This window comes from Actinomadura rubrisoli (assembly GCF_004349215.1).
Classification (GTDB): domain Bacteria; phylum Actinomycetota; class Actinomycetes; order Streptosporangiales; family Streptosporangiaceae; genus Spirillospora; species Spirillospora rubrisoli.
The window spans coordinates 13578-32950 of the sequence record NZ_SMKU01000002.1 but is presented as its reverse complement, the minus strand read 5'-3'; the positions used below and the strand labels follow the sequence as shown (position 1 = coordinate 32950).

General features: G+C 68.9%; 37 protein-coding genes. All 37 read right to left on the bottom strand.

The features are described 5' to 3' along the window. Positions 1 to 4: 4 nt before the first annotated feature. The 37 genes from E1298_RS00900 to E1298_RS00730 all read right to left on the bottom strand — a co-directional run bounded on the left by E1298_RS00900 (position 5) and on the right by E1298_RS00730 (position 19263). On the bottom strand, positions 5 to 898 hold the full coding sequence (locus E1298_RS00900; RefSeq protein ID WP_131888783.1) for an NAD-dependent epimerase/dehydratase family protein: 894 nt from the start codon (positions 896 to 898) through the stop codon (positions 5 to 7). Next, positions 898 to 1431 (bottom strand): class I SAM-dependent methyltransferase, encoded by a 534-nt coding sequence (locus E1298_RS00895; protein WP_165975226.1) that lies wholly within the window; start codon positions 1429 to 1431, stop codon positions 898 to 900. The genes E1298_RS00900 and E1298_RS00895 overlap by 1 nt, the downstream gene beginning before the upstream one ends. A 35-nt stretch (positions 1432 to 1466) precedes the next feature. Continuing rightward, a complete protein-coding gene (locus E1298_RS00890) occupies positions 1467 to 2162 on the bottom strand; it encodes a hypothetical protein (RefSeq protein ID WP_131888781.1) in 696 nt (231 codons plus the stop codon). Positions 2163 to 2171: 9 nt separating this feature from the next. Continuing rightward, a complete protein-coding gene (locus tag E1298_RS00885) occupies positions 2172 to 2642 on the bottom strand; it encodes a hypothetical protein (RefSeq protein ID WP_131888780.1) in 471 nt (156 codons plus the stop codon). Further along, entirely contained in the window at positions 2642 to 2923 is a 282-nt protein-coding gene (locus tag E1298_RS00880) for a hypothetical protein (RefSeq protein ID WP_131888779.1), read from the bottom strand. Before E1298_RS00880 ends, E1298_RS00885 begins: the two co-directional genes overlap by 1 nt. A 9-nt stretch (positions 2924 to 2932) precedes the next feature. Next, positions 2933 to 4132: a hypothetical protein gene (locus E1298_RS00875; RefSeq protein ID WP_131888778.1), complete on the bottom strand. Its 1200-nt coding sequence runs from the start codon at positions 4130 to 4132 to the stop codon at positions 2933 to 2935. A gap of 13 nt (positions 4133 to 4145) precedes the next feature. Then, positions 4146 to 4592: a hypothetical protein gene (locus E1298_RS00870; protein ID WP_131888777.1), complete on the bottom strand. Its 447-nt coding sequence runs from the start codon at positions 4590 to 4592 to the stop codon at positions 4146 to 4148. A gap of 207 nt (positions 4593 to 4799) precedes the next feature. After that, positions 4800 to 5081, bottom strand: a complete 282-nt coding sequence (locus tag E1298_RS00865) for a hypothetical protein (RefSeq protein ID WP_131888776.1) — start codon at positions 5079 to 5081, stop codon at positions 4800 to 4802. A gap of 137 nt (positions 5082 to 5218) precedes the next feature. Further along, positions 5219 to 5593 (bottom strand): hypothetical protein, encoded by a 375-nt coding sequence (locus E1298_RS00860; protein WP_131888775.1) that lies wholly within the window; start codon positions 5591 to 5593, stop codon positions 5219 to 5221. Further along, positions 5590 to 6468: a hypothetical protein gene (locus tag E1298_RS00855; RefSeq protein ID WP_131888774.1), complete on the bottom strand. Its 879-nt coding sequence runs from the start codon at positions 6466 to 6468 to the stop codon at positions 5590 to 5592. The genes E1298_RS00860 and E1298_RS00855 overlap by 4 nt, the downstream gene beginning before the upstream one ends. Before the next feature lie 25 nt (positions 6469 to 6493). Further along, positions 6494 to 6670 (bottom strand): hypothetical protein, encoded by a 177-nt coding sequence (locus tag E1298_RS47620; protein WP_165975225.1) that lies wholly within the window; start codon positions 6668 to 6670, stop codon positions 6494 to 6496. Beyond that, positions 6667 to 7248, bottom strand: coding sequence for a hypothetical protein (locus tag E1298_RS00850; protein ID WP_131888773.1), 582 nt, complete (start codon positions 7246 to 7248; stop codon positions 6667 to 6669). Before E1298_RS00850 ends, E1298_RS47620 begins: the two co-directional genes overlap by 4 nt. 42 nt (positions 7249 to 7290) lie before the next feature. Then, positions 7291 to 7575 (bottom strand): hypothetical protein, encoded by a 285-nt coding sequence (locus E1298_RS00845; protein ID WP_131888772.1) that lies wholly within the window; start codon positions 7573 to 7575, stop codon positions 7291 to 7293. Next, complete coding sequence (locus E1298_RS00840; RefSeq protein ID WP_131888771.1) at positions 7572 to 7778, bottom strand: hypothetical protein; 207 nt, start codon at positions 7776 to 7778, stop codon at positions 7572 to 7574. Before E1298_RS00840 ends, E1298_RS00845 begins: the two co-directional genes overlap by 4 nt. Positions 7779 to 7810: 32 nt before the next feature. After that, positions 7811 to 8131, bottom strand: a complete 321-nt coding sequence (locus E1298_RS00835) for a hypothetical protein (RefSeq protein WP_131888770.1) — start codon at positions 8129 to 8131, stop codon at positions 7811 to 7813. Further along, positions 8124 to 8306: a hypothetical protein gene (locus E1298_RS00830; RefSeq protein ID WP_131888769.1), complete on the bottom strand. Its 183-nt coding sequence runs from the start codon at positions 8304 to 8306 to the stop codon at positions 8124 to 8126. Before E1298_RS00830 ends, E1298_RS00835 begins: the two co-directional genes overlap by 8 nt. Next, positions 8303 to 8437 carry a hypothetical protein gene (locus E1298_RS51070; RefSeq protein WP_279497445.1) on the bottom strand — a complete coding sequence of 45 codons (135 nt, stop codon included), beginning with the start codon at positions 8435 to 8437 and terminating at the stop codon, positions 8303 to 8305. Before E1298_RS51070 ends, E1298_RS00830 begins: the two co-directional genes overlap by 4 nt. Continuing rightward, a complete protein-coding gene (locus E1298_RS00825; protein WP_131888768.1) occupies positions 8434 to 9771 on the bottom strand; it encodes a hypothetical protein in 1338 nt (445 codons plus the stop codon). The genes E1298_RS51070 and E1298_RS00825 overlap by 4 nt, the downstream gene beginning before the upstream one ends. Continuing rightward, a complete protein-coding gene (locus tag E1298_RS00820) occupies positions 9768 to 9959 on the bottom strand; it encodes a hypothetical protein (RefSeq protein ID WP_131888767.1) in 192 nt (63 codons plus the stop codon). Before E1298_RS00820 ends, E1298_RS00825 begins: the two co-directional genes overlap by 4 nt. Next, on the bottom strand, positions 9956 to 10318 hold the full coding sequence (locus E1298_RS00815; RefSeq protein ID WP_131888766.1) for a hypothetical protein: 363 nt from the start codon (positions 10316 to 10318) through the stop codon (positions 9956 to 9958). Before E1298_RS00815 ends, E1298_RS00820 begins: the two co-directional genes overlap by 4 nt. Next, positions 10311 to 10592, bottom strand: coding sequence for a hypothetical protein (locus tag E1298_RS00810; protein WP_131888765.1), 282 nt, complete (start codon positions 10590 to 10592; stop codon positions 10311 to 10313). Before E1298_RS00810 ends, E1298_RS00815 begins: the two co-directional genes overlap by 8 nt. A gap of 57 nt (positions 10593 to 10649) precedes the next feature. Then, positions 10650 to 10886, bottom strand: a complete 237-nt coding sequence (locus E1298_RS00805) for a hypothetical protein (protein WP_131888764.1) — start codon at positions 10884 to 10886, stop codon at positions 10650 to 10652. Between the two features lie 240 nt (positions 10887 to 11126). Continuing rightward, complete coding sequence (locus tag E1298_RS00800; protein ID WP_131888763.1) at positions 11127 to 11588, bottom strand: DUF4326 domain-containing protein; 462 nt, start codon at positions 11586 to 11588, stop codon at positions 11127 to 11129. Continuing rightward, positions 11581 to 12183: a DNA translocase FtsK gene (locus E1298_RS00795; RefSeq protein ID WP_131888762.1), complete on the bottom strand. Its 603-nt coding sequence runs from the start codon at positions 12181 to 12183 to the stop codon at positions 11581 to 11583. The genes E1298_RS00800 and E1298_RS00795 overlap by 8 nt, the downstream gene beginning before the upstream one ends. Continuing rightward, positions 12176 to 12412: a hypothetical protein gene (locus E1298_RS00790; RefSeq protein WP_131888761.1), complete on the bottom strand. Its 237-nt coding sequence runs from the start codon at positions 12410 to 12412 to the stop codon at positions 12176 to 12178. Before E1298_RS00790 ends, E1298_RS00795 begins: the two co-directional genes overlap by 8 nt. Continuing rightward, positions 12409 to 12966 carry a hypothetical protein gene (locus E1298_RS00785; protein ID WP_131888760.1) on the bottom strand — a complete coding sequence of 186 codons (558 nt, stop codon included), beginning with the start codon at positions 12964 to 12966 and terminating at the stop codon, positions 12409 to 12411. The genes E1298_RS00790 and E1298_RS00785 overlap by 4 nt, the downstream gene beginning before the upstream one ends. 134 nt (positions 12967 to 13100) lie before the next feature. Beyond that, positions 13101 to 13340, bottom strand: a complete 240-nt coding sequence (locus E1298_RS00780; RefSeq protein ID WP_131888759.1) for a hypothetical protein — start codon at positions 13338 to 13340, stop codon at positions 13101 to 13103. After that, complete coding sequence (locus E1298_RS00775; RefSeq protein ID WP_131888758.1) at positions 13337 to 14146, bottom strand: hypothetical protein; 810 nt, start codon at positions 14144 to 14146, stop codon at positions 13337 to 13339. The genes E1298_RS00780 and E1298_RS00775 overlap by 4 nt, the downstream gene beginning before the upstream one ends. After that, positions 14143 to 14583 carry an SLOG family protein gene (locus tag E1298_RS00770; protein ID WP_131888757.1) on the bottom strand — a complete coding sequence of 147 codons (441 nt, stop codon included), beginning with the start codon at positions 14581 to 14583 and terminating at the stop codon, positions 14143 to 14145. Before E1298_RS00770 ends, E1298_RS00775 begins: the two co-directional genes overlap by 4 nt. Further along, on the bottom strand, positions 14583 to 14816 hold the full coding sequence (locus E1298_RS00765; RefSeq protein ID WP_131888756.1) for a hypothetical protein: 234 nt from the start codon (positions 14814 to 14816) through the stop codon (positions 14583 to 14585). The genes E1298_RS00770 and E1298_RS00765 overlap by 1 nt, the downstream gene beginning before the upstream one ends. Then, entirely contained in the window at positions 14813 to 15184 is a 372-nt protein-coding gene (locus E1298_RS00760; RefSeq protein ID WP_131888755.1) for a hypothetical protein, read from the bottom strand. Before E1298_RS00760 ends, E1298_RS00765 begins: the two co-directional genes overlap by 4 nt. Continuing rightward, positions 15181 to 15480, bottom strand: a complete 300-nt coding sequence (locus E1298_RS00755; protein WP_131888754.1) for a coiled-coil domain-containing protein — start codon at positions 15478 to 15480, stop codon at positions 15181 to 15183. The genes E1298_RS00760 and E1298_RS00755 overlap by 4 nt, the downstream gene beginning before the upstream one ends. A gap of 465 nt (positions 15481 to 15945) precedes the next feature. Beyond that, the gene (locus E1298_RS00750; RefSeq protein WP_165975224.1) at positions 15946 to 16359 is read right to left on the bottom strand and encodes a helix-turn-helix domain-containing protein; all 414 of its coding nucleotides are present in this window, start codon (positions 16357 to 16359) and stop codon (positions 15946 to 15948) included. Then, entirely contained in the window at positions 16349 to 16618 is a 270-nt protein-coding gene (locus E1298_RS00745; RefSeq protein WP_131888752.1) for a hypothetical protein, read from the bottom strand. The genes E1298_RS00750 and E1298_RS00745 overlap by 11 nt, the downstream gene beginning before the upstream one ends. Before the next feature lie 355 nt (positions 16619 to 16973). Then, entirely contained in the window at positions 16974 to 17561 is a 588-nt protein-coding gene (locus E1298_RS00740; RefSeq protein ID WP_131888751.1) for a zinc finger domain-containing protein, read from the bottom strand. Then, a complete protein-coding gene (locus E1298_RS00735) occupies positions 17561 to 18604 on the bottom strand; it encodes a hypothetical protein (RefSeq protein ID WP_131888750.1) in 1044 nt (347 codons plus the stop codon). Before E1298_RS00735 ends, E1298_RS00740 begins: the two co-directional genes overlap by 1 nt. Continuing rightward, complete coding sequence (locus tag E1298_RS00730; protein WP_131888749.1) at positions 18604 to 19263, bottom strand: HNH endonuclease; 660 nt, start codon at positions 19261 to 19263, stop codon at positions 18604 to 18606. The genes E1298_RS00735 and E1298_RS00730 overlap by 1 nt, the downstream gene beginning before the upstream one ends. Between the last annotated feature and the right edge of the window lie 110 nt (positions 19264 to 19373).

Sequence of the window (19373 nt, the reverse complement as noted above, 5' to 3'; positions counted from 1 at the left end):
TTGATCACATGTTGACGGGCTGCCTTGCGAGCGCTCTTTTCACGCCCTCCGCGAGCGTCACCTTCGGCCTGTAGAACTCGTTGAGGACGGTGGGGTCACCGACGCGGTACGCCACCCCGGCAGGCCGGTCCGTAAGGTACTCGAAAGGCGGGTCGTAGCCGACCTGAGCGCAGAACATCTCGGCGAGCTCCGCCATGCTCGTCCCGATCCCGGTAGCAATGTTCACCGGGCCGTCCACGGCGGCGTCTACCGCGGCGAGCACAGCGCCCACCACATCGTCCACGTGGATCCAATCGCGGACCTGGGTGCCATCGCCCCAGACCACGAACGGGTCCTCACGTCGCCGCGCGCGATCGCGGAATGCCCCAAACGGGAAGTCGGAGGACTGGTCCTCGCCGTAGCCGCTGAAAGGCCGCACAACCGTCACAGCGCCGCCCTGTTCCCGGTACAGGCGAGCGAGGCGCTCCCCCATCACCTTCACCGCGCCGTAAATCGCGTCGGCCTCACCAGGCTGTTCCCACGTGTCGTGCTCCCGCAGCGGCACCCGGTAGTCGCCGGTCTGCAGGTACACCGGGTACGCGGCCGAGCTGGAGAGGTAGACCAGGCGGCCTGGGTGGACACGCGCCGCCCACCCGAACATCGCCGCATCCAGTTCAAGGTTTCCGGCGCCTACCGCGAGGGCGCGTCCGTCGATCGCCGAGCGGTGGGGCTCCACCGCAGCGCAGTGGATCGCTAGATCCCACATGTGCGGGTCGTCGCGGAAGAACTCCAACGCGTCCCGGTTGCACTCCTGGTCGGGATCCACATCGATGTCGAGGACATAGTCGCCGCGTGCTTCCAGGGCCGCTTGGAGGTGTCGGCCTAGAAAGCCCCGCGCGCCGGTCACAACGACGTCCATCAGCGCCGCGCCTCCCCGACGAGCAGTTGTGTCCAGCCGACGACCTCATGCGACAAGATCGTGAAGCTTGGGGAAATCAGGTCGGCGTACCCGTCGACGTCCCACGCCCATGCGTGACACTCGCTGGCCGAGTCACCGGTCTCGAACGCCGGCGAGGACGCAACGATGTAGCGGGCATGGGCGGCGATCCACGCGACCGTGCCATGGGGATCGGCGAGGTGCTCCAGAACTTCCGTGGCGACCGCGCACTCGCCCCAGCGGGGCGCGTCTCGGGACTCGAACACGTCGCGGGTCTCCGCGGTTACGTCGCGCGCGGCCCAGCCAGCGGCGTTGGACGGCTGCCAGTCGTACCCCCACGACGGGATGTCCCGGATCAGCGACAGGAGCCCGCCGTCGCCGCAGCCGAGGTCAACGACACTCGTCGGCCGCAGTCCGCGGACGTGCTCGGCGGCGCGGTGGAGCCGGTCGTGATGGGCGGGCTGCTCCAGGTGCGGTGCACGCTCCCGGTCGCGATGGAAATCGAGCGTTGACACGTGCGGTCGGTCGCCGTCGAACAGCCGCCACTCCGTCACCTGGACGCCCCGATCAGCGTCCGGAGCTTCTCAGCATCCGCAGGGAACTGGTTGGCGTACCAGTCGGCGTACACCAGCCGGTCAGCCTCGAAGGCGTCCGGGTGGTTCACCTCCTGATAGCGGTCATCGTCGTCGGCAGTGCCGGCGAGCGGATGGCAATGCTCGACGATGACGTCCGGGAGGTAGCGGATCCGGTCGATCGCGTGACCGAGATCCCAGATCTGATTGTCGGCCCAGAGGTGGGTGACGTGCGCCGGGATCATCGCGCCGAGCGTCTGGACGATGTCCGAGGTCTGCGCCCACTGCGTCGGGAGCCGGTCCTTGGCGACCAGGTCGTTGCCGTAAACGAAGCCGCTGCCGAGGGACTGGAGATGGGCGAGGTAGTGCGCCGACCAGCCCAGAGTCCGGGGACGGTGGTCGTCTCCGAGGAAGCCGAGCGCGAAGTGTCGCGTCGCCCGCTCGAGCGCGACCTCGTTGAGCGTCGGGACCATGCGGCGCCGCGGTCCGATCCGCAGCTCGATGCCCCGCTCTCCGCACACCTGCCGGTAGCCGGGGAGTGTGGGGTCATCGTCGTCCGCTGCGACGAGGAGTTCAGCGGCGCCGGTGGTCGTGGCCTGCCAGGCGTCCCACAGGGCGGCGATGTTGTGGGGGCGTCCACGGGACGGAACGATGATCAGCAGGTCGGCGGGCACCGAGTCTCCTCACTCGCCGGGTTCTATCCTGAGCGTTTTGAGGACGCTGGCGGGAGGCACGTAGGTGCGTCCTCGGCTGTAGTGCGGGATCGGTTCGGTGCCCGGCACGAACACGTACTGGTGGCCGTCGATCTCGTCGCCGTCGCGGTTGACGTAGCAGGTCTCGTCGTCGGTGCCGTCTTCGTCGTCGGTCTCGACAATCTTGACGCCTGCCGCCTTGAGTTGAGCTGAGCTGCATTCGTTGGCGTACAGCCACGAGCCTGCGGTGACTTCGTAGCCGTCGGCCTGCTCCACGTGGGCGAACTCGGTGTGCAGTTCCTCAAGGAGCTCCACGAAGCGTTTCTGCCACTCGTCGGGCATCGACTGGAGCAGCGTGCGGGGCAGGACGGCGTAGTTGCTGTACGACAGGCTGAACCAGGCATGGACGGCGTCCCTGTGTGGGCGCATGTCGTACGGGACCTGGCGGGGGTCACCCTGCATTAGGTGATCTCCAAAAGCCCGGAGCGGAGCACTGGAATCTCCGGGGTGGCGGTGACACGCACCCACACCCGGTACACGCCGTCGGCGAGGGGCACCGTGCCGCCCGGCCCGATGAGGAGCTTGGCGACGGCGCCGTCCCACACGTCTGCGGGCTTCCAATCCCCCGAGGTGGGTTCCTCCGCGGTTGCGGCGATCACAGCGATATCCACAGGCGTGGACAACGTCCCGCCGGTGACCGGGATGTGGAGGTACTCCTTGGACGTCGAGGGGATCGACAGCATCGGACTCCCTCACGTCGTAGGCGCCCCGACTGACCAGCCCCGCGCCGGCTCCCCCACCGTCCAACCGCGTGCTAGCGGCCCAACCGTGACGGTGATGTCAACGAGCTCCCCGGCGGTGGCGTGCAGTGCCGTGTCCGTCTCTACGGCGATCCCCGCGCGGCGGACCTTGAGGGCCGTGGCGGGGCGGGCGGTGTCGGTCTCAACGGCGAGGCCAGTGGCGATGGTTTTCGTGACCGCGGGCGCCGGCGCCGAGTCGGCTTCGACTGCCTGCCCGGCTGCGAGCCGCTTCGTGCGCGTGGCCGGCAGCGCCGTCTCGGTGTCGACTGCGATGCTCGCGTACACGACCTTGCGGGCCGTGGCCGGGAACGCGGAGTCGGTCTCGGTCGCTTGTCCGGCCGTCAGGGTCTTCCGGAGCGCGGCTGGGAGCGCCGTGTCCGTCTCTGTCGCCATCCCTGCGACGGCGAGCTTGGTGATGGCCTGGACGGCGAGTGCTGAGTCAGCCTCGACGGCCTGGCCCGCGGTACGGGCTTTACGCGGCGACGCGGGAAGCGCAGTGTCTGTTTCGGTGGCCTGACCGGCGTTCACTGTCGTCGCGGCGACCGTCGTGAACGTCGCGACCAGCATGTACCGGTCGGGTGCCGGGGTCGTCCACGACACCGACGGGGCCTCTGCCGCGGTCCCGGCGTCCGTGCGGTACGCGACGTACCCGGTCGAGGCGCCGACTCCGGTGCCCTGCGTCACCGCCGACAGAGGCGTGTACCCGGACGACCAGACAGGGCTGGAGGTGACCGCGCCGTGGATCGCGCCGAACCCGATGGAGAGCTCGTTCGTCGCGGCCAGCCCGGCTGTGGTTGCGGTCGGGGTCGCCGACCCTGCGGAAGCGTCCGCGCCGGCGACAGCGGACTTGTCGAACGCGTCGACCCCTCGCCAGCGTGACCACGACACCTGGCAGTTGAAGTTGCCGCTTGTGGTGATCGTGACCGTTGCGGCCTCGCCGCCGACAGCCTTCCGGTACCAGAGGTAGCTGCCTTGGTTCGCGACGCGGGATGTTGCTGCCGAGAACCCCGACGGCATGGTGACGACCGTGTCGGAGTTGACGCACAGCACGTCCAGGTCCCCGACCGCGGGCGCGGCGCCGAGGTCGCAGAGGTGTCCGGCGTTGCCGTCGGCGAACGGGAAGGTGTCGGAGTCGAGCAGCAGAGCCGGCACGGGGATCGGGGCCTTACGCGGCCCGGTAGAACCCGGCGGCGTTCAGGGAGATCGTTACCTCAGTGCCGTCCGGGGTGAACGGAGTGTCCAGCTTGACCAGCGGGACGATGTCAGCGTCGGTGCCGCCCGTGGTGTCCGGGTCGTAGCAGATCAGTACTGCGCCCACCGGGTTGCCCGCGGTAGCGGCCCAGACGATGTCCGGCATGTCGACGTCGACGCGGTCGTTGGTGTCGTCGACGTTCTCGGTGATCGACGCTGTGACCGTTTTCCTGCCGAGGGTGGTCTGCTCGTTGGTCGAACCGGCGAGGAGCGCGGCGAGGGTGTCGTAGTCCTTCAGCGTCGCGTCGGCCTCGAGGCCGGTCGCTTCCAGCGGCACGACGATCAGCGCGTCATTCGTGCCGGGCAGCGCCGTGTACTGACGCACCTTCCCCTTGACCAGATTCATCACTAGATCGGCCACGGCGCCTCCCGGCTGCTGGTCGTGTCGTGAACGGCCGACAGGCCGGAGGTGGACCGGGAGCCCGCATCGTGGACACCCCACGCGCTCTACGGTGCGGGCTCCCGGCCTTGCGCAGACGGACGGGGACGCCGAACTGCGCGGGGTGTGGGCACGCCAGGGGGCGCGCCGGGGCGCTGTGAGCTGAGGCCCGGGTGTGCGTCTTGGGGATCAGGCGGCAGTCGAGCGGACGGCCAGTTCCTGTCGGCGGAGCGGGCAGCCGTCCGCGATCTCAGCGCGTGCCTCCGGTGTCGCCGGGACCGGGTGGCCGTGACCGATCTCCCGCTCGATCACGCGGAGATCGTTCAGGTCGTAGTACATCCTCCGGTTGATGCGCTTGAGGCGCCGGGCGCCGTGGCGGGTCACCCATGAGTAGACGGTTCCGACCGAGCGGTCGAGGCGGCCAGCTGCCTCGACCGCGGTGACCGGAACGGGCTTGAGCGCGGGGGGCATGTCACCCCCTGAGAAACGGAAAGCCCCAGGGCACGGGGCCTCTGGGGCAGACATCCACCAAGCTAGGCTTGAATTCTTGCACGCAGCGTCCGGAAACGCTACTTGGGTGTGCCCCGATCTCTTGACCAGCGCTTCGATCAGATCTCTCGGCGTGTCTCGTTCACTTCGCGAGGGCAGCGGACGGTCAAGCTGAACAGCTCGACTCGCAGCGACCCCACGAACTGCGCCGGGGAAGACAGGGACCATGGATCGTCCAGATAGGGATCCTCCAAGTCCATGTCTATGGTGACATCTCGCGCGTCCGGCATGGTGTAGATGTGCTCAACACCGTCGCTGGTTCTCACCCTGACTTCGACGGCCTCGATCCGCGGACGCGGCTGCGTGTGGGGGTGATCCTCAACAGGCGGTTCGGGCGCCCACCGCATCGCGTCGTTGCTGACGGTCTCGTCGTAGTCACTCCACGCGTCTACTGCGGTGTCGATCGCGGCGAGGGTCTCGCGCGAATCGGTCATGCCCTGCCTCCTGTGCCGTCACGGCTGCCTGCCAGCACTACCCGGCCCGGGTCGGTGCGGCGGCGTTCCCGGCCCGCCTTCCGCAGCTGCGCCTGCTCCTCCTCCACCATCAGCGACCGAAGCCGTGACCCGAGGTACTGCTCCCGGCAGCGGAGACACTCCACGTGGTCGGCGAGGCCGGCAGTGCCGTCGTGGCGGCGCAGCGACCGTTCCCCGCACTCCCAGCACGCCACAATCAGGTCGTGATGTTGGGGCGCGTACCCAAGCATCGCCAGGGACCGGTGATGCAGGTTGAGGACCTCACGGCCCGCCTCAGCCGCGCCGAGCGCAGCGTAGTAGAGGATCCAGCCGCCAGCGGGGAACACCCAGCCGGTCGCGTCGTCGGGGAGGTACTCGCGGCGGGTGAGGTCCATGGTGCGGGTCATGTCGTCGGCGTCGAGGCCGAGGAGGACGTCGACGTGGGCGGTGAGCATCCCGCATGCCGCAGTGACCGCATGGGCGTGGGAGGGTGCGGTGAGGTCGGCGAGGCGGGCGAGGACCCGGACGCGTTCGTCCCACGACAGGGTGATCTCTTCGATCTGCCGGAGGAGCGCGTCGACACCGAGGTTGATGGGGACGGGCGCTGACCGGCCCCCGCCGGACACCCGGGGGCCGTCGACGATGCGGCGGTCGCCGATGCGTGTGCGGAGTTCGGTGTACCGGTTCGGTAGCTCGGCGACGCAGACTCGGACACGGTCGCGGTCGCCGTCGCAGAACACCCGGTACGTCTGTGCCGGGACGATGATCCGTTCCCCGCCGTCCCCTGCGATAGTCTTGCGGGCTGCGCAGCGCTCCCCACGCGCACAGTCGTGCATCCCGTCGTCGGTGTTCGTCATAATCCCCCCATGGGTTGTGCAGGCGTCAGCCCTTGACTTCGATGCGCTTGATGCTGGATCGCCACGTCGCCGTGGAGTGGACGATGGTGTCGCCGGGGATCTCGGCGCGCATTGCTTCCTGGATGAACGCGGCGAGTTCGTCGAGGGTCATGCCGTGTTTGGGGTCGGCGGCGTCATGTTTGACGGTCTTCTCGGTGGTCACGCGGGGAAGTCCTTGGCTTTGATCTTGGCCATGCGTCCGTCCGGCGCGTGGTAGACCAGCCCTTCCCAGCCGTTCTGGGTTGCGAGACCGGCTACTAGATCGCGGATGGTGTCGTAGGTACGCAAGTCGTGGTCGCGGTCGTCGGGGCTGATCTCAGCGTGGGCGTGGCAGACCAGGGTGTGGGTGTCGCGGTGTTCGGGGTTGCCGTTGATCTTCGGGCCGATGAGCTCATAGGTGCCGGGCGGCGTCGGCGCGGAGCTCCCGCGGAGATGGTCCAGGGCCTGCTCGAAATGCTTGGCGAATCCGGACTGTGCGATGGGTTCCCAGCCCATCGCCTTGCCGGTCTCCTCATCGCGGCCGACTTCAACGAAACCGGGCGGAGGGGTCTTGCCTGGCTTGACCTCGCGACGTGCCCACCAGTCGCCGTGCTCGTCGAGCATCACGCAGGTCCCGTCGTATTTGCGGGTCGCGTCGCCGGCGCCGGCGAACACCCAGGCGCATTCCGGGTTGGGTTCGCGGGTGACGTGTTTGGGGTTGTTGTCCCAGTCCCTGAGGAAGACCGTCGGAATCTTGCGCATGTCATTTCTCCCTGATGGTGCGGGCGAGCAGGGTGCGGCCGATCATCGGGTCTCCTCGGTCTCGGGGTCGAACCACTGCCATCCGCCCCGGTCGTTGGGGCGGGTAGTGGCGAGCAGGTCGCTGATGGCCTCGCCGAGCATCTCCATGTCGTCGCGAGACAGCTCGTACTCGTGCTCGGTTCGCCAGCCTCGGGTGCCGATGGCCAGGTAGTACCGGCCGCCGCCGAGGGCGGGCGCCGGGTCGTAGCCGACGCGGTGGACGGCCCTCCAGCGGAAGAAGCGTTCGAGCCGGTCGCGGCAGTCGCAGGCGAGGGTGATGACGTTCAACGGGCCTCCTTGGCTTCGCGCGCCTGAGCTGCCTTGAGCAGCTCCACCAGCGGGGCCAGCTCACGGAGGTTGCCCACCGCGCGGATGGTGAACCGCGAGTCGAGCAGGTGCCACTCCTCGTTGACGTGGACCTCGGCGCCGAGCACGCAGGCGTTGCGAATGGCCGCGCGGACGGAACGGCGCCACAGTGCGCCGGCGCGCATCCCTGGGATCGTGAGCGTCGTCCGGTCGTCCCTCACGCGGTCGCCTCGCCCCGGTGGTCGGCGGTGATCGGCAGCTCGTCGACGACCGCGCCCGTATGGGTCGCGAACTCCTCCGCTCGCTGCGGGTTGTCCACGTACGCCTTCAGCAGCCCTGCCGTGGCGTCCACGACGAGCTGCACGCACGGCTCGTCCGCGTCGTCCTCGGCGAGGTCGAAGGCGTGGACGCTGGTGGACTCCAAACGGACGGAGTACTCGTCGGGCAGACAGGCGGTCACTCTCATCAGGGCGTGATGAGGCAACACGTCGGTGGCGAACGTGAGCGAGACGTTCACGCGGCGGGCGGTGTCAGGCATCGGGCATCTCCTGGGTGGTCTCGCGGGGCATGACGTGGGCGGTGAGGGTGCCGTCGCGGACGGCCTGCCGCTCGGCGCCGGTGAGCGCGCGGACGGGGGTTCCGGCGTGGCCGCAGGTGCAGTCGCCCGACACGCAGGCGAGGTGGTCGCGGTCGCGGCAGGGCGGGCAGATCATCGGCGCCACCTTGCGGCGAGGGCGCCCGCCCACCAGCGGAGGACGCGGTACCAGCCGGTGACCCTGCTGCGGGGCGGCGGGGTGTTGTCGCAGACGTAGGTGGGCGGCGGGGTGTGGTCGGGTTGCGTCACGGCGCGGCCTCCACGTCGTCGAGGGCGGCCGGCGGCTTCGGATTAGCGAGGCCGAGCTGACGCTCGGGGCCGCATTCGTCCAGCAGCCTGCACACGGTCGGGTGATCCGGATGGGCGGCACCCTGCGGGCGCACGCCACGGACGCGGGCGGCGAACAAGGTCGCGGTTTCCTCTGCCGAGTCGATCGCGATCAGGTCGTCGTACGCCTGCTGGAGAACGGGCAGCCGCTCGACGGTGATCTCTTCGAGGTCCGCGGTAGCCCAGTCGAAGGTGTCGCTGACGTTGGCGTACAGCCGGACGGTGTCGTCCTGGACGCGCCAGAGCAGTTCCGAGTGGATGTCTGCCTTGTCGAACAGGTCGAGCACCTGGCGGACGAACGTAGCCCGCTCGACGACGGCCTCGGCCTCCTCGGCGCGCATGATGGTCTGCTCGTGCAGGGCGCGCTCCGGGGTGATGATCTCCTCGTTGAGGTAGGCGGCGTCCTCCTCGGCGTCCTGGGCGCGCTGGCGCAGCCCTGCGATTTCGGCCTCGACGATGGGCAGGACGGCGTCGGCGAAGCGCTCGCGGTCGTCCCGGCGTTTCAATTGGGCCCAGGCGTCGACGTTCAGCAGTGCCTCGGCGATCTGGTCGCGCAGGTCAGGGCGAACTGTTTCCTGTTCGGAAACGGTTCGGTCAGGCGCGTGGAAGCCCTGGACCCAGGCGGCGAGGATGTCGTGCTCGACCACGCGCATGACGACGCGGGCGATGGCGTCCACGTCGCCGTGGCAGATGGCGCATGCGCGGTCGTGGATGTGCTGGCCGTGTGCGACGCGGGGACTGTCGTCTCCCCAGGTGTCGGTGAGCAGGGCGGCGGAGAGCCGCTCGCTCAGGTCGCCTTGCCGCGGCTCGGCCAGGACGCGCATCACGGTGGTGACGATTTCGGCTGAGCTGAAGTGCGGCTCGTCGTCTATCGCGGCGATCAGCCGCCCGCGCAGGTCCTCGGTGGGCGCGCCTTTGAGGCTGCTTTGAGGCTCCCGTTGTTCCAATGCCTGGCCCAAAGGCGCGGTGCTGTCCGGCGTCTGGGCTGCGGAAACGGTCGAATCGGGCGTAGTCGCGTCCGGCGGGGTGTCGTGGCATGCGGCACCGCCGGGGTGGCGGTCGCCGCAGTCAGGACAGACGTTCCAGCGGACGGGCGTTGGTGTGTCGCCGGTGGGCGGGGCCAGCCAGTCCGCGATCACGTCGGCGAGGATGCGGGCGTCCTCCTGGGTTGCCTCGCCGTCGTGGGCGTGCTGGCGGGCCAGCATGAGGCGGTGCGCCGTCGGGCAGTCGCCGGTGGGCGTGCGGTCGCCGGTCACGACTCGCCCCGCGCCTGCGGGGTGTTGCCCCGGCTGCACGGGTCGCAGATGTCGAGGCCGTCGCGGCGCGTCCAGCCCCACCGTTCGGCGGCGTACTCGCGGGCTTTGTCGGCGGTGGGTTGATCGATCTTGCAGAACGCCCAGCAGGCGGGGGTATCGCAGCCGATCTTGATCGCGCGGATGCTCATCGGCGTCCCTCCACGGCCTTGCGGAAAAGGCTCACGGGAACGGGCACGTCCCACGGGACGCACTCGTAACCCTCGATCACTGCGATGACTCGGTTGAGCGCGTCGGACCGGTCGCGCTTGTCCTCGGCGGCGACCTGCTCGCGGACCCACCGGTCGTGCTTGGGCTCGGCGGCGGTGCGGTACGCCTCGACGGCCCGCCAGATGAGCGCGTTGCGCCAGGCGTCGCCGGGTGTGGAGCGGATCACCGCGTAGACGGCGTCGTAGCCCGCCTGCTGATGCGCGGGCAGGCGGGACTGGAGTGTGGGCACGTCCTCGGGCAGGGTGGGCGTGAGCGGTGGTGTGCTGGGCACGTCAGGCATGGTCGGGCTCCTCGTCGTGGGCGGTGTCCGCTTCGGCCATCGCGCGCAGCAGGTCCGATAGCCGCAGCGCCTCGTCGGCCGTCAGGTGAACGAGCTGGTGAGACCCGCCGCCCTGGATGTTCAGGCCGATGCAGCCTCGCCTTCGGTGGTCGCTCGGGAGGCCGCAGGCCCCGCGGTCGTTCAGCACGATCGGGATCCGCTCGTGCTCGCCGAAGCGGCGCACGTGGATGGTGGCAAAGCGCGGTGCGGGCTCAGGTGAGGCGGCGGGCTTCATCTGTCCTCCGTGGGGCTGAGCGGGTCTGTGGGGGCGTGCGGGGCGATCGCTGGGCACTCAGCCATGGATGCCGTCCCGTCGCTGGATGTGCGGGGCGACGATCCGCTCGGCCATCGCCGCGTCAGCCCGGCTCGGGACCTGCACACCCCACAGGGCGAGGAACTCCGCGGCCGTCGGTAGCCGCAGCAGCGCCTCGCCGCCCTCCAGCATGTGCACCACAACCACGTCTCCCGCCGCAGCGCACAGCAGTTGCGGGGCGGTCGCCACGACGGTGGGGCGGTCGGCGTCAGCCATCACGGTCACCTCTACTCTGGGCGTGCACGATCCGGTGCGCGTCCAGATCCCCACCCGCCGCTGCAAGGCGATCCAGCGCAGGATCATCCGACGGCGCTGTGTAGGACCGCACCGGCGGACGTGGCGCGTGTCGGGCCGCGGCCATGCATGGCGTCCGATGCCAGCGGGGACGGCGAGCCACAACGGCAACCAGCAGGTCGACGAGGAGACGCCACGGCGAGCCAGGTCGGCGAAGGCGCCTCACAGAAGCGCTCCCGTCACGGGCACGTCCTTCATCGACCGCCAATGCCGACGCCGCTCAGGAACCCACGCCCCAGCACCGCCCCGGCACCCCTTCTCCACCGCCGCAGCCTGCTCCACAGCGGCCAGGAGAACCGCGCCATGGCAGATGTCCGGCTCACCGTCCGCGGGCAGCGGGCACCAGCACGCCAGGTCCTTACCGGCCAGATCAGGTAGGTGATCCCACACCCACAGCCGGTCGAAGCTACGGCGATGCAGCATGTACACGTCCTCGTAGGTCTCGCAGCCCGACAGCCACTCGGCGTACGCGTCGACCACCGCACCCCGCGGGCCTTCCTCACCGGCCGCCTCGGCAGCGGCCTCGGTGAACGGGTTCCCGAACCGGGATGTACGGTCCACCACCACCGCGCCCTCGGGAAGCCGCCAGCCGCGGACTCGTCGCCGCTGGATCCGCTCAGCCATTGCTGGCCTCTCCGATCTCCTTGCGTAGCCGCTTCAGCGCCCCGTCTGTCTCCTCCTTCGGCAGCAGCACTGGCCGTTTCCCGCTCGTCGTCGCCGGGACGGGTCCGATTACCCGGAATTGCTCAAGCAGCTCCAGCAACCGCCCTGCCTTCGCGAACCCGACACGGGCCTTCCGCTGGATGGTGGTGCGGTCCGCACGCTGGGTCTCGATGACCACCCGGGCTGCGTCCAGGAGAAGGTCCCGGTCGTGGCCGACGTCGAGGTCGAGGCGTCCGGTGCGCTCCGCCTCGAAGCGGGCTCTCCGCTCCTTCACCTCCGGGCAGGTCTCCTCGATGTGGCGTCTGAGCGGCTTGAGTTGCCGCCGCAGTTCCTTGATCAGGTCTTCGAGCCGCTGGACTTCGGACGCGTGGCTGGCCATGAGGCCGGCGACCTTCTGCTCGGCGGCGTCCTCGGCGGCAGTGATCCGCTCGGCCGCTATCACAATTGCCCTCTCCTCGATGTGCGCGTCGAGGTTCGCGGTAATCGCCACCAACCGGGCGGCGATCTCCTCACTCGCGAGGTCACCGCTTCGCGGCTCGGTCAGAAGATCAGCCATCCCGGCTCTCCTTCGAGGGGTTGAGGGCAGCGAGGATGTCCTTCGCCGCGTCGCACGGGGCAGAGATGAGTACGCCAAACGAGCGGGTACAGAACGGGCACAAGATCACGCCGTTCGTGGTCGTCGTCGGCTCGTGAAGGGCGTAGGCGGCCTTCACCGCGGCCACCAGCCGATCGCGGGGTATGGCGTCAGGGGCGGCGAGGAACGCGCTCCACGGGTCTGCGGTCATGCCGCCGCCCGCCGCACGCCTCGAGGCCGCGCCTCCGGGTCGTCCAGCTCCCGGTCATCCCACGCAAGCGGCCCCGCCCAGCCGTGCGCGCGTGCGTGGTTGCGGGCGCGGGACGCCGCGATCTTGTCCCGATGGCCTTCCTCCGGCGGTGGTTGGTCCCACAGCTCGTCGTACAGGCGGCAAACCGCGCGGGCTGTCCGCACGATCACACGCTCAGCGCTGATCGTCTGGGTGAAGTTGCGGGGCGCGATACCCAACTGGCCAGCGAGTTTGGCCTGTGACCAGCCCTGGGCAACCAGTGCGCGGAGCCTCCGCACTGTGCCGGTCGCGTCGATGACCGTGGACGCGCCCAGGTTGTCCAGGGTCGGCTGCACTCCAAGGATCCGCAGCGCCGTCTGCGGCCGGACCTTCCGGGCTGGTGCCCGCCCCGGCTTGCCGTTCATCAGGCCGATGAGCACCGACCGTTCGATGCCACCGGCGACAGCGACACGCCGGAGACCCAGCCCACACGCCTGCAACTGCCGGACATGGACACGTACCGGGTCCGCGTCCACCCACGGGCTCCACCGCCCGTAAGCGATGGCACGGTTCCTGTTCTCGTCGTAGGCGCTGCGCGCCGCTGCGCAGGGGTAGCACCGGCAGTTCTCCAACCGATACTTGGCGTAGGTACCGTGCTCGCGAACCCGGGTCACGCCAGCGCCTCCGCCCGGTCCTTGGTGTCCAGGTAAGTGACCGCCGCACGCAGAGCCGCGTCCCGCTCCCCTACCCGCAGCCGGGCGCCGGACTCCTCCGCCTCGGCGACCCGGTCCATCAGCTCCGCCGCCCGACGATGCACAGCGAAGTCAGGGCAGCCCGGGCTGTGCGTGACCCGCGCGATCGTCGCTGCGGCCCGCAGCAGGTTCGGCAGCGTCTCCGGTGCAGTGATCACGCCGCATCACCACGCTTCAACGCAGCCACCGACGGCAGATCCCGGAGAACGCGCTGCGCCACCCCCTGCAACCGACTCTCGATCCGGCCGAGCTCGACCTCCCGGCGCTGCAAGGCGACGTGCTGGTGCGTGTACTCGCAGACTGCAATCGCGAGTTCGCCGGAAGTGATCTCCGTCAGGGGGAGGTCGGTGCCCCAGGCAAAGTCGGAGATACGCGCACCGAGGACCTGCTCCAGCTTCTCCAAGCTCTGCTTGGTGACCAGGTCGAGGGCGTCGGCGTTCGCTGTCCGCCGGGCTTGCTCAACCTTGGTGTACAGGTCGCGGCGGTGAACCATCCGCATCTGCTGCATCTCGGCGACGCGGATGTTGTCAGCGCGGCGCAGGATCTCCACCAGCAGAGGCAGCGACACCTCCGGCTCCCTCGACGCCGCCGGGACCACCGGCCGGAACCGGCGTCCGTTCGCCCGATTCGGTGGAAGCATCAGCCCCCACCCCTCCGGCAACTCCGACGCGTTCACCACGCCAGGCATCGCGACCACCCAGAACCGGGAGCAGAACCGCCACCACGCGTCCGCCTTCCCCGGGTCGTCAAGTTCCCGGAGCCAGTCCGACCGGGACACCTTCAACTCGTGGACGCCGATGCCGAGCCCGCGGGACTGCCACATCCCAACGCGGAGCAGATCACATGACCGGTTCGAGCCTGGCGCCGTCACCTCGGTCACCAGGATCTCGCCGTCCTGCGCCGTACCGGGCTTTCGGTAGTGGTCCTTCAGTCGGGCGAGGAGCTGCTTGGTGATGGTGCTCACGCGGCATCACCACCGCGGGTGTCCCGGGCCGGGAACCGGCGCACCGGGATCCCCGCCTTCTCCGCCAAGTCCGCGGTATGTGATGCGCCATGCGACCCGTGCGGCTGCGGGTCAGGGCAGCCGCGCTTCGAGCACGGGTTGATGAACGCCAGGCAGAGGTCCGCGCCGGCGTCGACCATCTCAGCGTTCCGCCGAAACCCAGCCGCCTTCCCGTGCTTCTGCCAATCCGCGGGATGGCGTTCCTCGGTGATAGCCCAGCCCGCGTCACGGGTGCGACGAATCCAGGCAGCAGCCATGATGTCGGCGCCGTCCGGGCATCCACCGTGAACGACCGTGACAGGCTCCTGGCACTGACTACCGAAGTACGCCTCGTCGAGAGCGTCGACGATCGCGTCCACGTCTTGCCAGGCGCGGGAGCCGGTGACGAGAATCCGCATCACGGCCCCACCTCGTAGCCGGAGACGTGCTCGTTGAGCTGCTCGTCAGTGGCGTTGTCGAACGCGTCACCCCAATCCACGAACGTGCCGTTCGCGCGGGCCTCCGCGAAGACCTGCCAACAGGGCGAGCACATCGACTCAGGGACGTCGCCCCATTCCTTCCTCGCGGGGAACAGCGGCCGGGCCTGCTCACACTTGCCGCAGGTACCGGTCTTCGGCTTCGGCGCGCTCACGCCGCCTCCGTCCGAGACAGGTCAACCGCGGCCCGGTTCACAGCCTCCGGGTCGATGCCGTACTCCGTCAGCCACGACCACAGCCACTCGTCGACTGGGGCGCCGTCCTGCCAGTCCGACCACAAGCCCTTCGCGGCCTCGTCCGCCGTCTCCGGCGCGACCTCCTGCAGAATCCGCAGCAATTTCACGAGCCCGAACATGTCCACGGTCGCCGACGTCGCCCACTCCCGGCCCTCCGGAGACGACGCCGTCTTCCGGTGGGTCTGGTGTGCCTGTGCGCGGACCGCCAGGTACCGGGCCAAGGACTCTGCGGTCACGTCGGCCTCGGTCGCTGGCCACGGGGCGAGGTCATTCAAGGTGTCGCTCATGAGGGGATCTCCGTTCCGTGCATGTCGTTGGCTTTGCGTACAGCCGCCTTCTGCTTGCGCCACTCGCGGAAGTCCGCGCTGTGCAGCGACGAGTAGCGGTCCCGCTGCGCATCGAGTTGCTGTTCGAGTTCGGCGACGCGCGCCTCCAACTCGTCGAGCTCCTCCGCGCTGGACTTGCAGGTGCAGTCGGCGTCCCAGTCCTGGACCCGTTCCATGCAGCCCGGCACCAGCAGCCTGGCGTCGGGGTCTTCCGACGGCGCGATCCACGTGCAGCGCAGCTCTCTCGATGTGGTCACGGTCGCCTCCCAGGCCCGTTGTCTTCCACCACCGCAGCTGCAGGCCGCGGACGGGTCGGAGGAAGCGAGAACGGGAACACCAGCGACTGCACCGTGAACCCGGCGAACACACCCACAGCCAAAGCGGTCACGCGATCACGCCCTCGGCTGCCGGGCTCTGAAGGTCGATCTCAGTCCAATCAGCGCCCGACGAGCCTGAGTCGTAGGCCGTCATCGCTCCGCACGGCGCGCACCGGAACGCATACAGGCGCGGTGTCCGCCACGTCCGCTGCGGCGGTAGCACCTCCGACGGTGGGCCGACGAGCCCGGTCGTTGACCACACCTGCCCGTCCGTGCCGCACGCCTCACAGCCGAGTACAAGCTTCGAGAACCGCTGCGGCAGCTGCCACGGCCTCCACGTCACCGGCAGCCCGGCATGCTCCGGATAGTCGACAGCGGGAAGCGTCTTCACCAGCCACAACGCCGTCATGCCGCTGCCCTCCGGTTGAACTCCTCAACGATCGCGGCGGGCGACAACGGCAGGTCATCGGTGATCCCGAGCGCCGCCGCCAAGACGCGCCGGTTCTCCGCGGCCTGGTCGGGCGTCACCGGCGGGAGCTCGGGCTGTGTCGGTCGGTCCGGCAGCGTCTCCAACTCCAGCCGGCGGACCGCCTCCGCGTGGAGCACCTCAGCTTCGGCGCCGGCCGACCACAGCCGCCGCCCGAACACCGCCAGGTACTTCTCCAACGCGACCACGGTCGGCTCGCTGCGCCCCGACTCCCAATCCCGGACCACCGCAGTCGCCAGACCAGCGCGGCGCGCGGCTTCCCACACCGACAGCCCAGCGCCCTCACGAACCGATTTGAGTTCGGCGACCAGGGGATGCGGCTCACGCGCCATCAGAGCCTCCCTGGGTGTCGCGGAGCAGCGCTTCCTTCGCCGCCCGCCAGTCGTCATTCGGGCCAGCACCCGGCTGGGCCGCGTGCTGCTTCCAGCCCGGGTTCGGGCGCAGCGGCGGACGCCAGCCCTCCGCACGCAGGTCCGCAATGAACCGCTCAGCGAACGCCCGCACGTCCTGGATCGTCACGATCGGGCGGAGCCGCCGCTCAAGTTCACCTGCGGCACGGTTCTCCGCCGCCTGGATCTCGACATCGCTCACGGGGCCACCGCCGCCGGATCGTTCGGGCAAGTGGCGCACGACCCAACGCAGATGTCCGGCGGCCAACAGACCGGGCCGCCCTGGTACTCCACGCCGTTGTGGCGTGCTCGGCGAGCCTCCCAAGCAGCACCGGACGGCTCTTGGACATTCCTCCGGGTAAGGATCACGCGGTCAAGGACATGGCTCGGCTTGACCCTGTGCCGAAACAGTCGCAACATCGCCACCGCGATCAGCGCCTCCGCGTACCGAACGCCTTCGAGCCCCTTCCGCCACTGCTCGGGATCCATCGCCTCATCGGCCTGACGCGGAAACACACGGCATACCTCAACCAGAAGGTCCTGGACCTCCGCGGGCGTCATGACGCCTCACCCGCAGTGCTCTGCTTGTTGATCGGCCTAGGCTCTTCACCACGGGCGACCTGGAGGCGCGACGGGTGCCACGTCGTCAGGGGCTCCTGCGTCGGCGACGGCCGACACGGTTCTCCCGCGAGCGCCGGGCACCAATCGACCGGACAGGGCACTGTCTGAGCGAGCACCCGGTCGCGGTCTTCCTGCGACCGCGCCTCCTGGTACTCGGTTGAGGGCTCTGCGCCGCCACCAGCGGTGATCGCACGGAACGGCATCTTGCCGTTACCGACGCGGTGGATGATGTCTGCCATCCGCTGTTTGTAGACCCGAGGATCGACGGCCTCATCAGGCGTTGGCGCGGGCAGAGGCCGTACCTTGATCCGCTCCTCGCGGATCGCGCGGACAGCGCGTCGCACGTCGGCTGGCATCAACCATTCCCGCGACTCGCGGTAGTGCTTTACGACGGCGACCTTTGCGTCGGCGAACGGGAGATCACCGACGGCCATGAGCCAAGCGTCGACATCAGCGTCGCCGACGGTGCGGCGGTCGAACGACGCCATCAGGGTCAGCAGGTCAACGACCTCATCGTCAGTCATCAGACCACCTCTCCGAGGATGGTGTTCGGGGGGATGAGGGTGCCGTCAGGGTTGGCCCCTTCGGCGCGAGCGCGGCGGCGTTCCTTGAGCGCTTGGGCTTGGGCGACACGCTCATCTGTGGTCGAACGTCCCGGCCCGGGATCGCGCTGATCAGGCGAGGCTCGATCTCGTTGCTCTTCGGCTTCGAGGCGCATGCGGTCGTACTGAGCGCGCAGCTTCGGCATCGACATCACGTTGCGTCGCCAGAATTTGCTGTCCTGGCACCAGTCGATCGCGCGGTGAACCTGTTCTTCGGTGCGCCCGTCGCTGTCCATCAGCAGTCGGGCTTCTCGCCGCCAGGTCTTGGACACTCGGGGGCGCTTTGAGCCATTGCCTTGGACGCGATCGGCGAGGTGCCGGCAGACACGTTCGACGTCGTCTCGCTGGTCGTCCTGCTCCTCGTCTTCGTCGGAATCGTCATCGGGATCGTCGGCGGCGCCGCCGTCCGACGTGTCGTGGTGAACCGAAGGTTCATCACCGGGTTCGGGGGTGGGGGTGGGTGCTATCCCGTAAGGGATAGCCCGGTGCGCAGGCGCGCGCGAGCCATCGGTTGCTACGTCGTTGCTAGCGCCGTCATGGCTATCGGATGGCAAGTTGCCATCGGTTTGCTTTGCTTCTGCTTCGTCGGCTCTGGCATCTGACGCGCGCTTGCCAGCCCAGCGCTTCGCCGCGCCCTTCTTTCCTGCGGCGGAACGCGCTGCCTTGGTCTCCTCGGTCGGCAGGTACTCGGAAAAGTCGTGGATCATCCAACCGCTGTCGTGCTCATCCCACAGTTCATGGGCGACAAGCAGTTTCGCGAGTTCCCTGCCTGCTGGCCCGACGTAGCGTCGCGGCAGGCCGACCGGGATGAGACCCGGGGTCTTGCCCTTGCGTCTCGTATTGCGGTGCGCCCAAGTCAGGCACAGCGTCCACAGTCCGATAGCCGCTGGTCCCTGCTCCTCCTCAAGGAGCCCGAGAATCTTGGGGTGGTCGTCGAAACCGTCGTCGACGCGAGCCCAGGCCATCAGACGCTCGTCAGGATGCGGTTGACGGCTTCCTCAATGATGTCCGTCGGGCGAAGATGTCCGTCCTTGGTCTCCTTCAGAAATGCGACGGCGTCCACCCAGGTCTGGCGCCCCCCCGGTATCGCGTGCAAGAAGCCCATGAGGATCTCGCACAGGCGTTCCAGGTCACAGAACGCGCTCTCGGCGGCGATGACCCCAGCGCACAGGTCAAGTTCCTCCTGCGTCGGTTCGTGCGGCGCCGCAGCTCGAAGTGCTTGCTGGACTGCGTGGCGGCGGTCCCAGTCGTTCGCCATCCCGAGCACCTGGTAGGCCAGGCTGCGCCGACCGGCCAGGAATGTGGTGTCCTCATCTACCGCCGAGTCCGTGTCCATCAGGTGGCCCGCAGGTGGAGTGATCCCCCGCTCGTTGCATGCGCGCCGGAAGAGGTCGAAGGGGACATCGTCGATAGGCGGGCTCTCCAGCGGCGTGTCGCTCTTGCCGGAGTTGCAGGACTCGCAGGCCGTGACGAGGTTGGTAGCCACGTCCTTGCCTCCCCGTGCGCGGGGAACGACGTGGTCCGGCTCAAGGACAGCGCCGTCCACAGCGGTCCTCCCGCAGTAACGGCACGTGAAGCCATCCCGCCGGAAGACCTCGAAGCGGAGCTTCTTGCTGACAGCCATCTGTGCTGGTGCTCCCCCTGCTAGGTCGCGGATAGGTGGGCTACGGCCTGCTCAGCGCGGCCATTGAGTTAGCATGTAACTATGCCAAGTTAGTTTGCGCAACCCTACGC

Excerpts from the sequence above, each read along its gene's own strand:
- E1298_RS00900 (WP_131888783.1), bottom strand. The coding sequence starts at position 898 with ATGGACGTCGTTGTGACCGGCGCGCGGGGCTTTCTAGGCCGACACCTC.
- E1298_RS00885 (WP_131888780.1), bottom strand. The coding sequence starts at position 2,642 with ATGCAGGGTGACCCCCGCCAGGTCCCGTACGACATGCGCCCACACAGG.
- E1298_RS00880 (WP_131888779.1), bottom strand. The coding sequence starts at position 2,923 with ATGCTGTCGATCCCCTCGACGTCCAAGGAGTACCTCCACATCCCGGTC.
- E1298_RS00865 (WP_131888776.1), bottom strand. The coding sequence starts at position 5,081 with ATGCCCCCCGCGCTCAAGCCCGTTCCGGTCACCGCGGTCGAGGCAGCT.
- E1298_RS00860 (WP_131888775.1), bottom strand. The coding sequence starts at position 5,593 with ATGACCGATTCGCGCGAGACCCTCGCCGCGATCGACACCGCAGTAGAC.
- E1298_RS00855 (WP_131888774.1), bottom strand. The coding sequence starts at position 6,468 with ATGACGAACACCGACGACGGGATGCACGACTGTGCGCGTGGGGAGCGC.
- E1298_RS00850 (WP_131888773.1), bottom strand. The coding sequence starts at position 7,248 with ATGCGCAAGATTCCGACGGTCTTCCTCAGGGACTGGGACAACAACCCC.
- E1298_RS00840 (WP_131888771.1), bottom strand. The coding sequence starts at position 7,778 with ATGCGCGCCGGCGCACTGTGGCGCCGTTCCGTCCGCGCGGCCATTCGC.
- E1298_RS00835 (WP_131888770.1), bottom strand. The coding sequence starts at position 8,131 with ATGCCTGACACCGCCCGCCGCGTGAACGTCTCGCTCACGTTCGCCACC.
- E1298_RS00830 (WP_131888769.1), bottom strand. The coding sequence starts at position 8,306 with ATGATCTGCCCGCCCTGCCGCGACCGCGACCACCTCGCCTGCGTGTCG.
- E1298_RS00820 (WP_131888767.1), bottom strand. The coding sequence starts at position 9,959 with ATGAGCATCCGCGCGATCAAGATCGGCTGCGATACCCCCGCCTGCTGG.
- E1298_RS00815 (WP_131888766.1), bottom strand. The coding sequence starts at position 10,318 with ATGCCTGACGTGCCCAGCACACCACCGCTCACGCCCACCCTGCCCGAG.
- E1298_RS00810 (WP_131888765.1), bottom strand. The coding sequence starts at position 10,592 with ATGAAGCCCGCCGCCTCACCTGAGCCCGCACCGCGCTTTGCCACCATC.
- E1298_RS00805 (WP_131888764.1), bottom strand. The coding sequence starts at position 10,886 with ATGGCTGACGCCGACCGCCCCACCGTCGTGGCGACCGCCCCGCAACTG.
- E1298_RS00800 (WP_131888763.1), bottom strand. The coding sequence starts at position 11,588 with ATGGCTGAGCGGATCCAGCGGCGACGAGTCCGCGGCTGGCGGCTTCCC.
- E1298_RS00795 (WP_131888762.1), bottom strand. The coding sequence starts at position 12,183 with ATGGCTGATCTTCTGACCGAGCCGCGAAGCGGTGACCTCGCGAGTGAG.
- E1298_RS00790 (WP_131888761.1), bottom strand. The coding sequence starts at position 12,412 with ATGACCGCAGACCCGTGGAGCGCGTTCCTCGCCGCCCCTGACGCCATA.
- E1298_RS00770 (WP_131888757.1), bottom strand. The coding sequence starts at position 14,583 with ATGCGGATTCTCGTCACCGGCTCCCGCGCCTGGCAAGACGTGGACGCG.
- E1298_RS00760 (WP_131888755.1), bottom strand. The coding sequence starts at position 15,184 with ATGAGCGACACCTTGAATGACCTCGCCCCGTGGCCAGCGACCGAGGCC.
- E1298_RS00750 (WP_165975224.1), bottom strand. The coding sequence starts at position 16,359 with ATGGCGCGTGAGCCGCATCCCCTGGTCGCCGAACTCAAATCGGTTCGT.
- E1298_RS00740 (WP_131888751.1), bottom strand. The coding sequence starts at position 17,561 with ATGACTGACGATGAGGTCGTTGACCTGCTGACCCTGATGGCGTCGTTC.
- E1298_RS00735 (WP_131888750.1), bottom strand. The coding sequence starts at position 18,604 with ATGGCCTGGGCTCGCGTCGACGACGGTTTCGACGACCACCCCAAGATT.
- E1298_RS00730 (WP_131888749.1), bottom strand. The coding sequence starts at position 19,263 with ATGGCTGTCAGCAAGAAGCTCCGCTTCGAGGTCTTCCGGCGGGATGGC.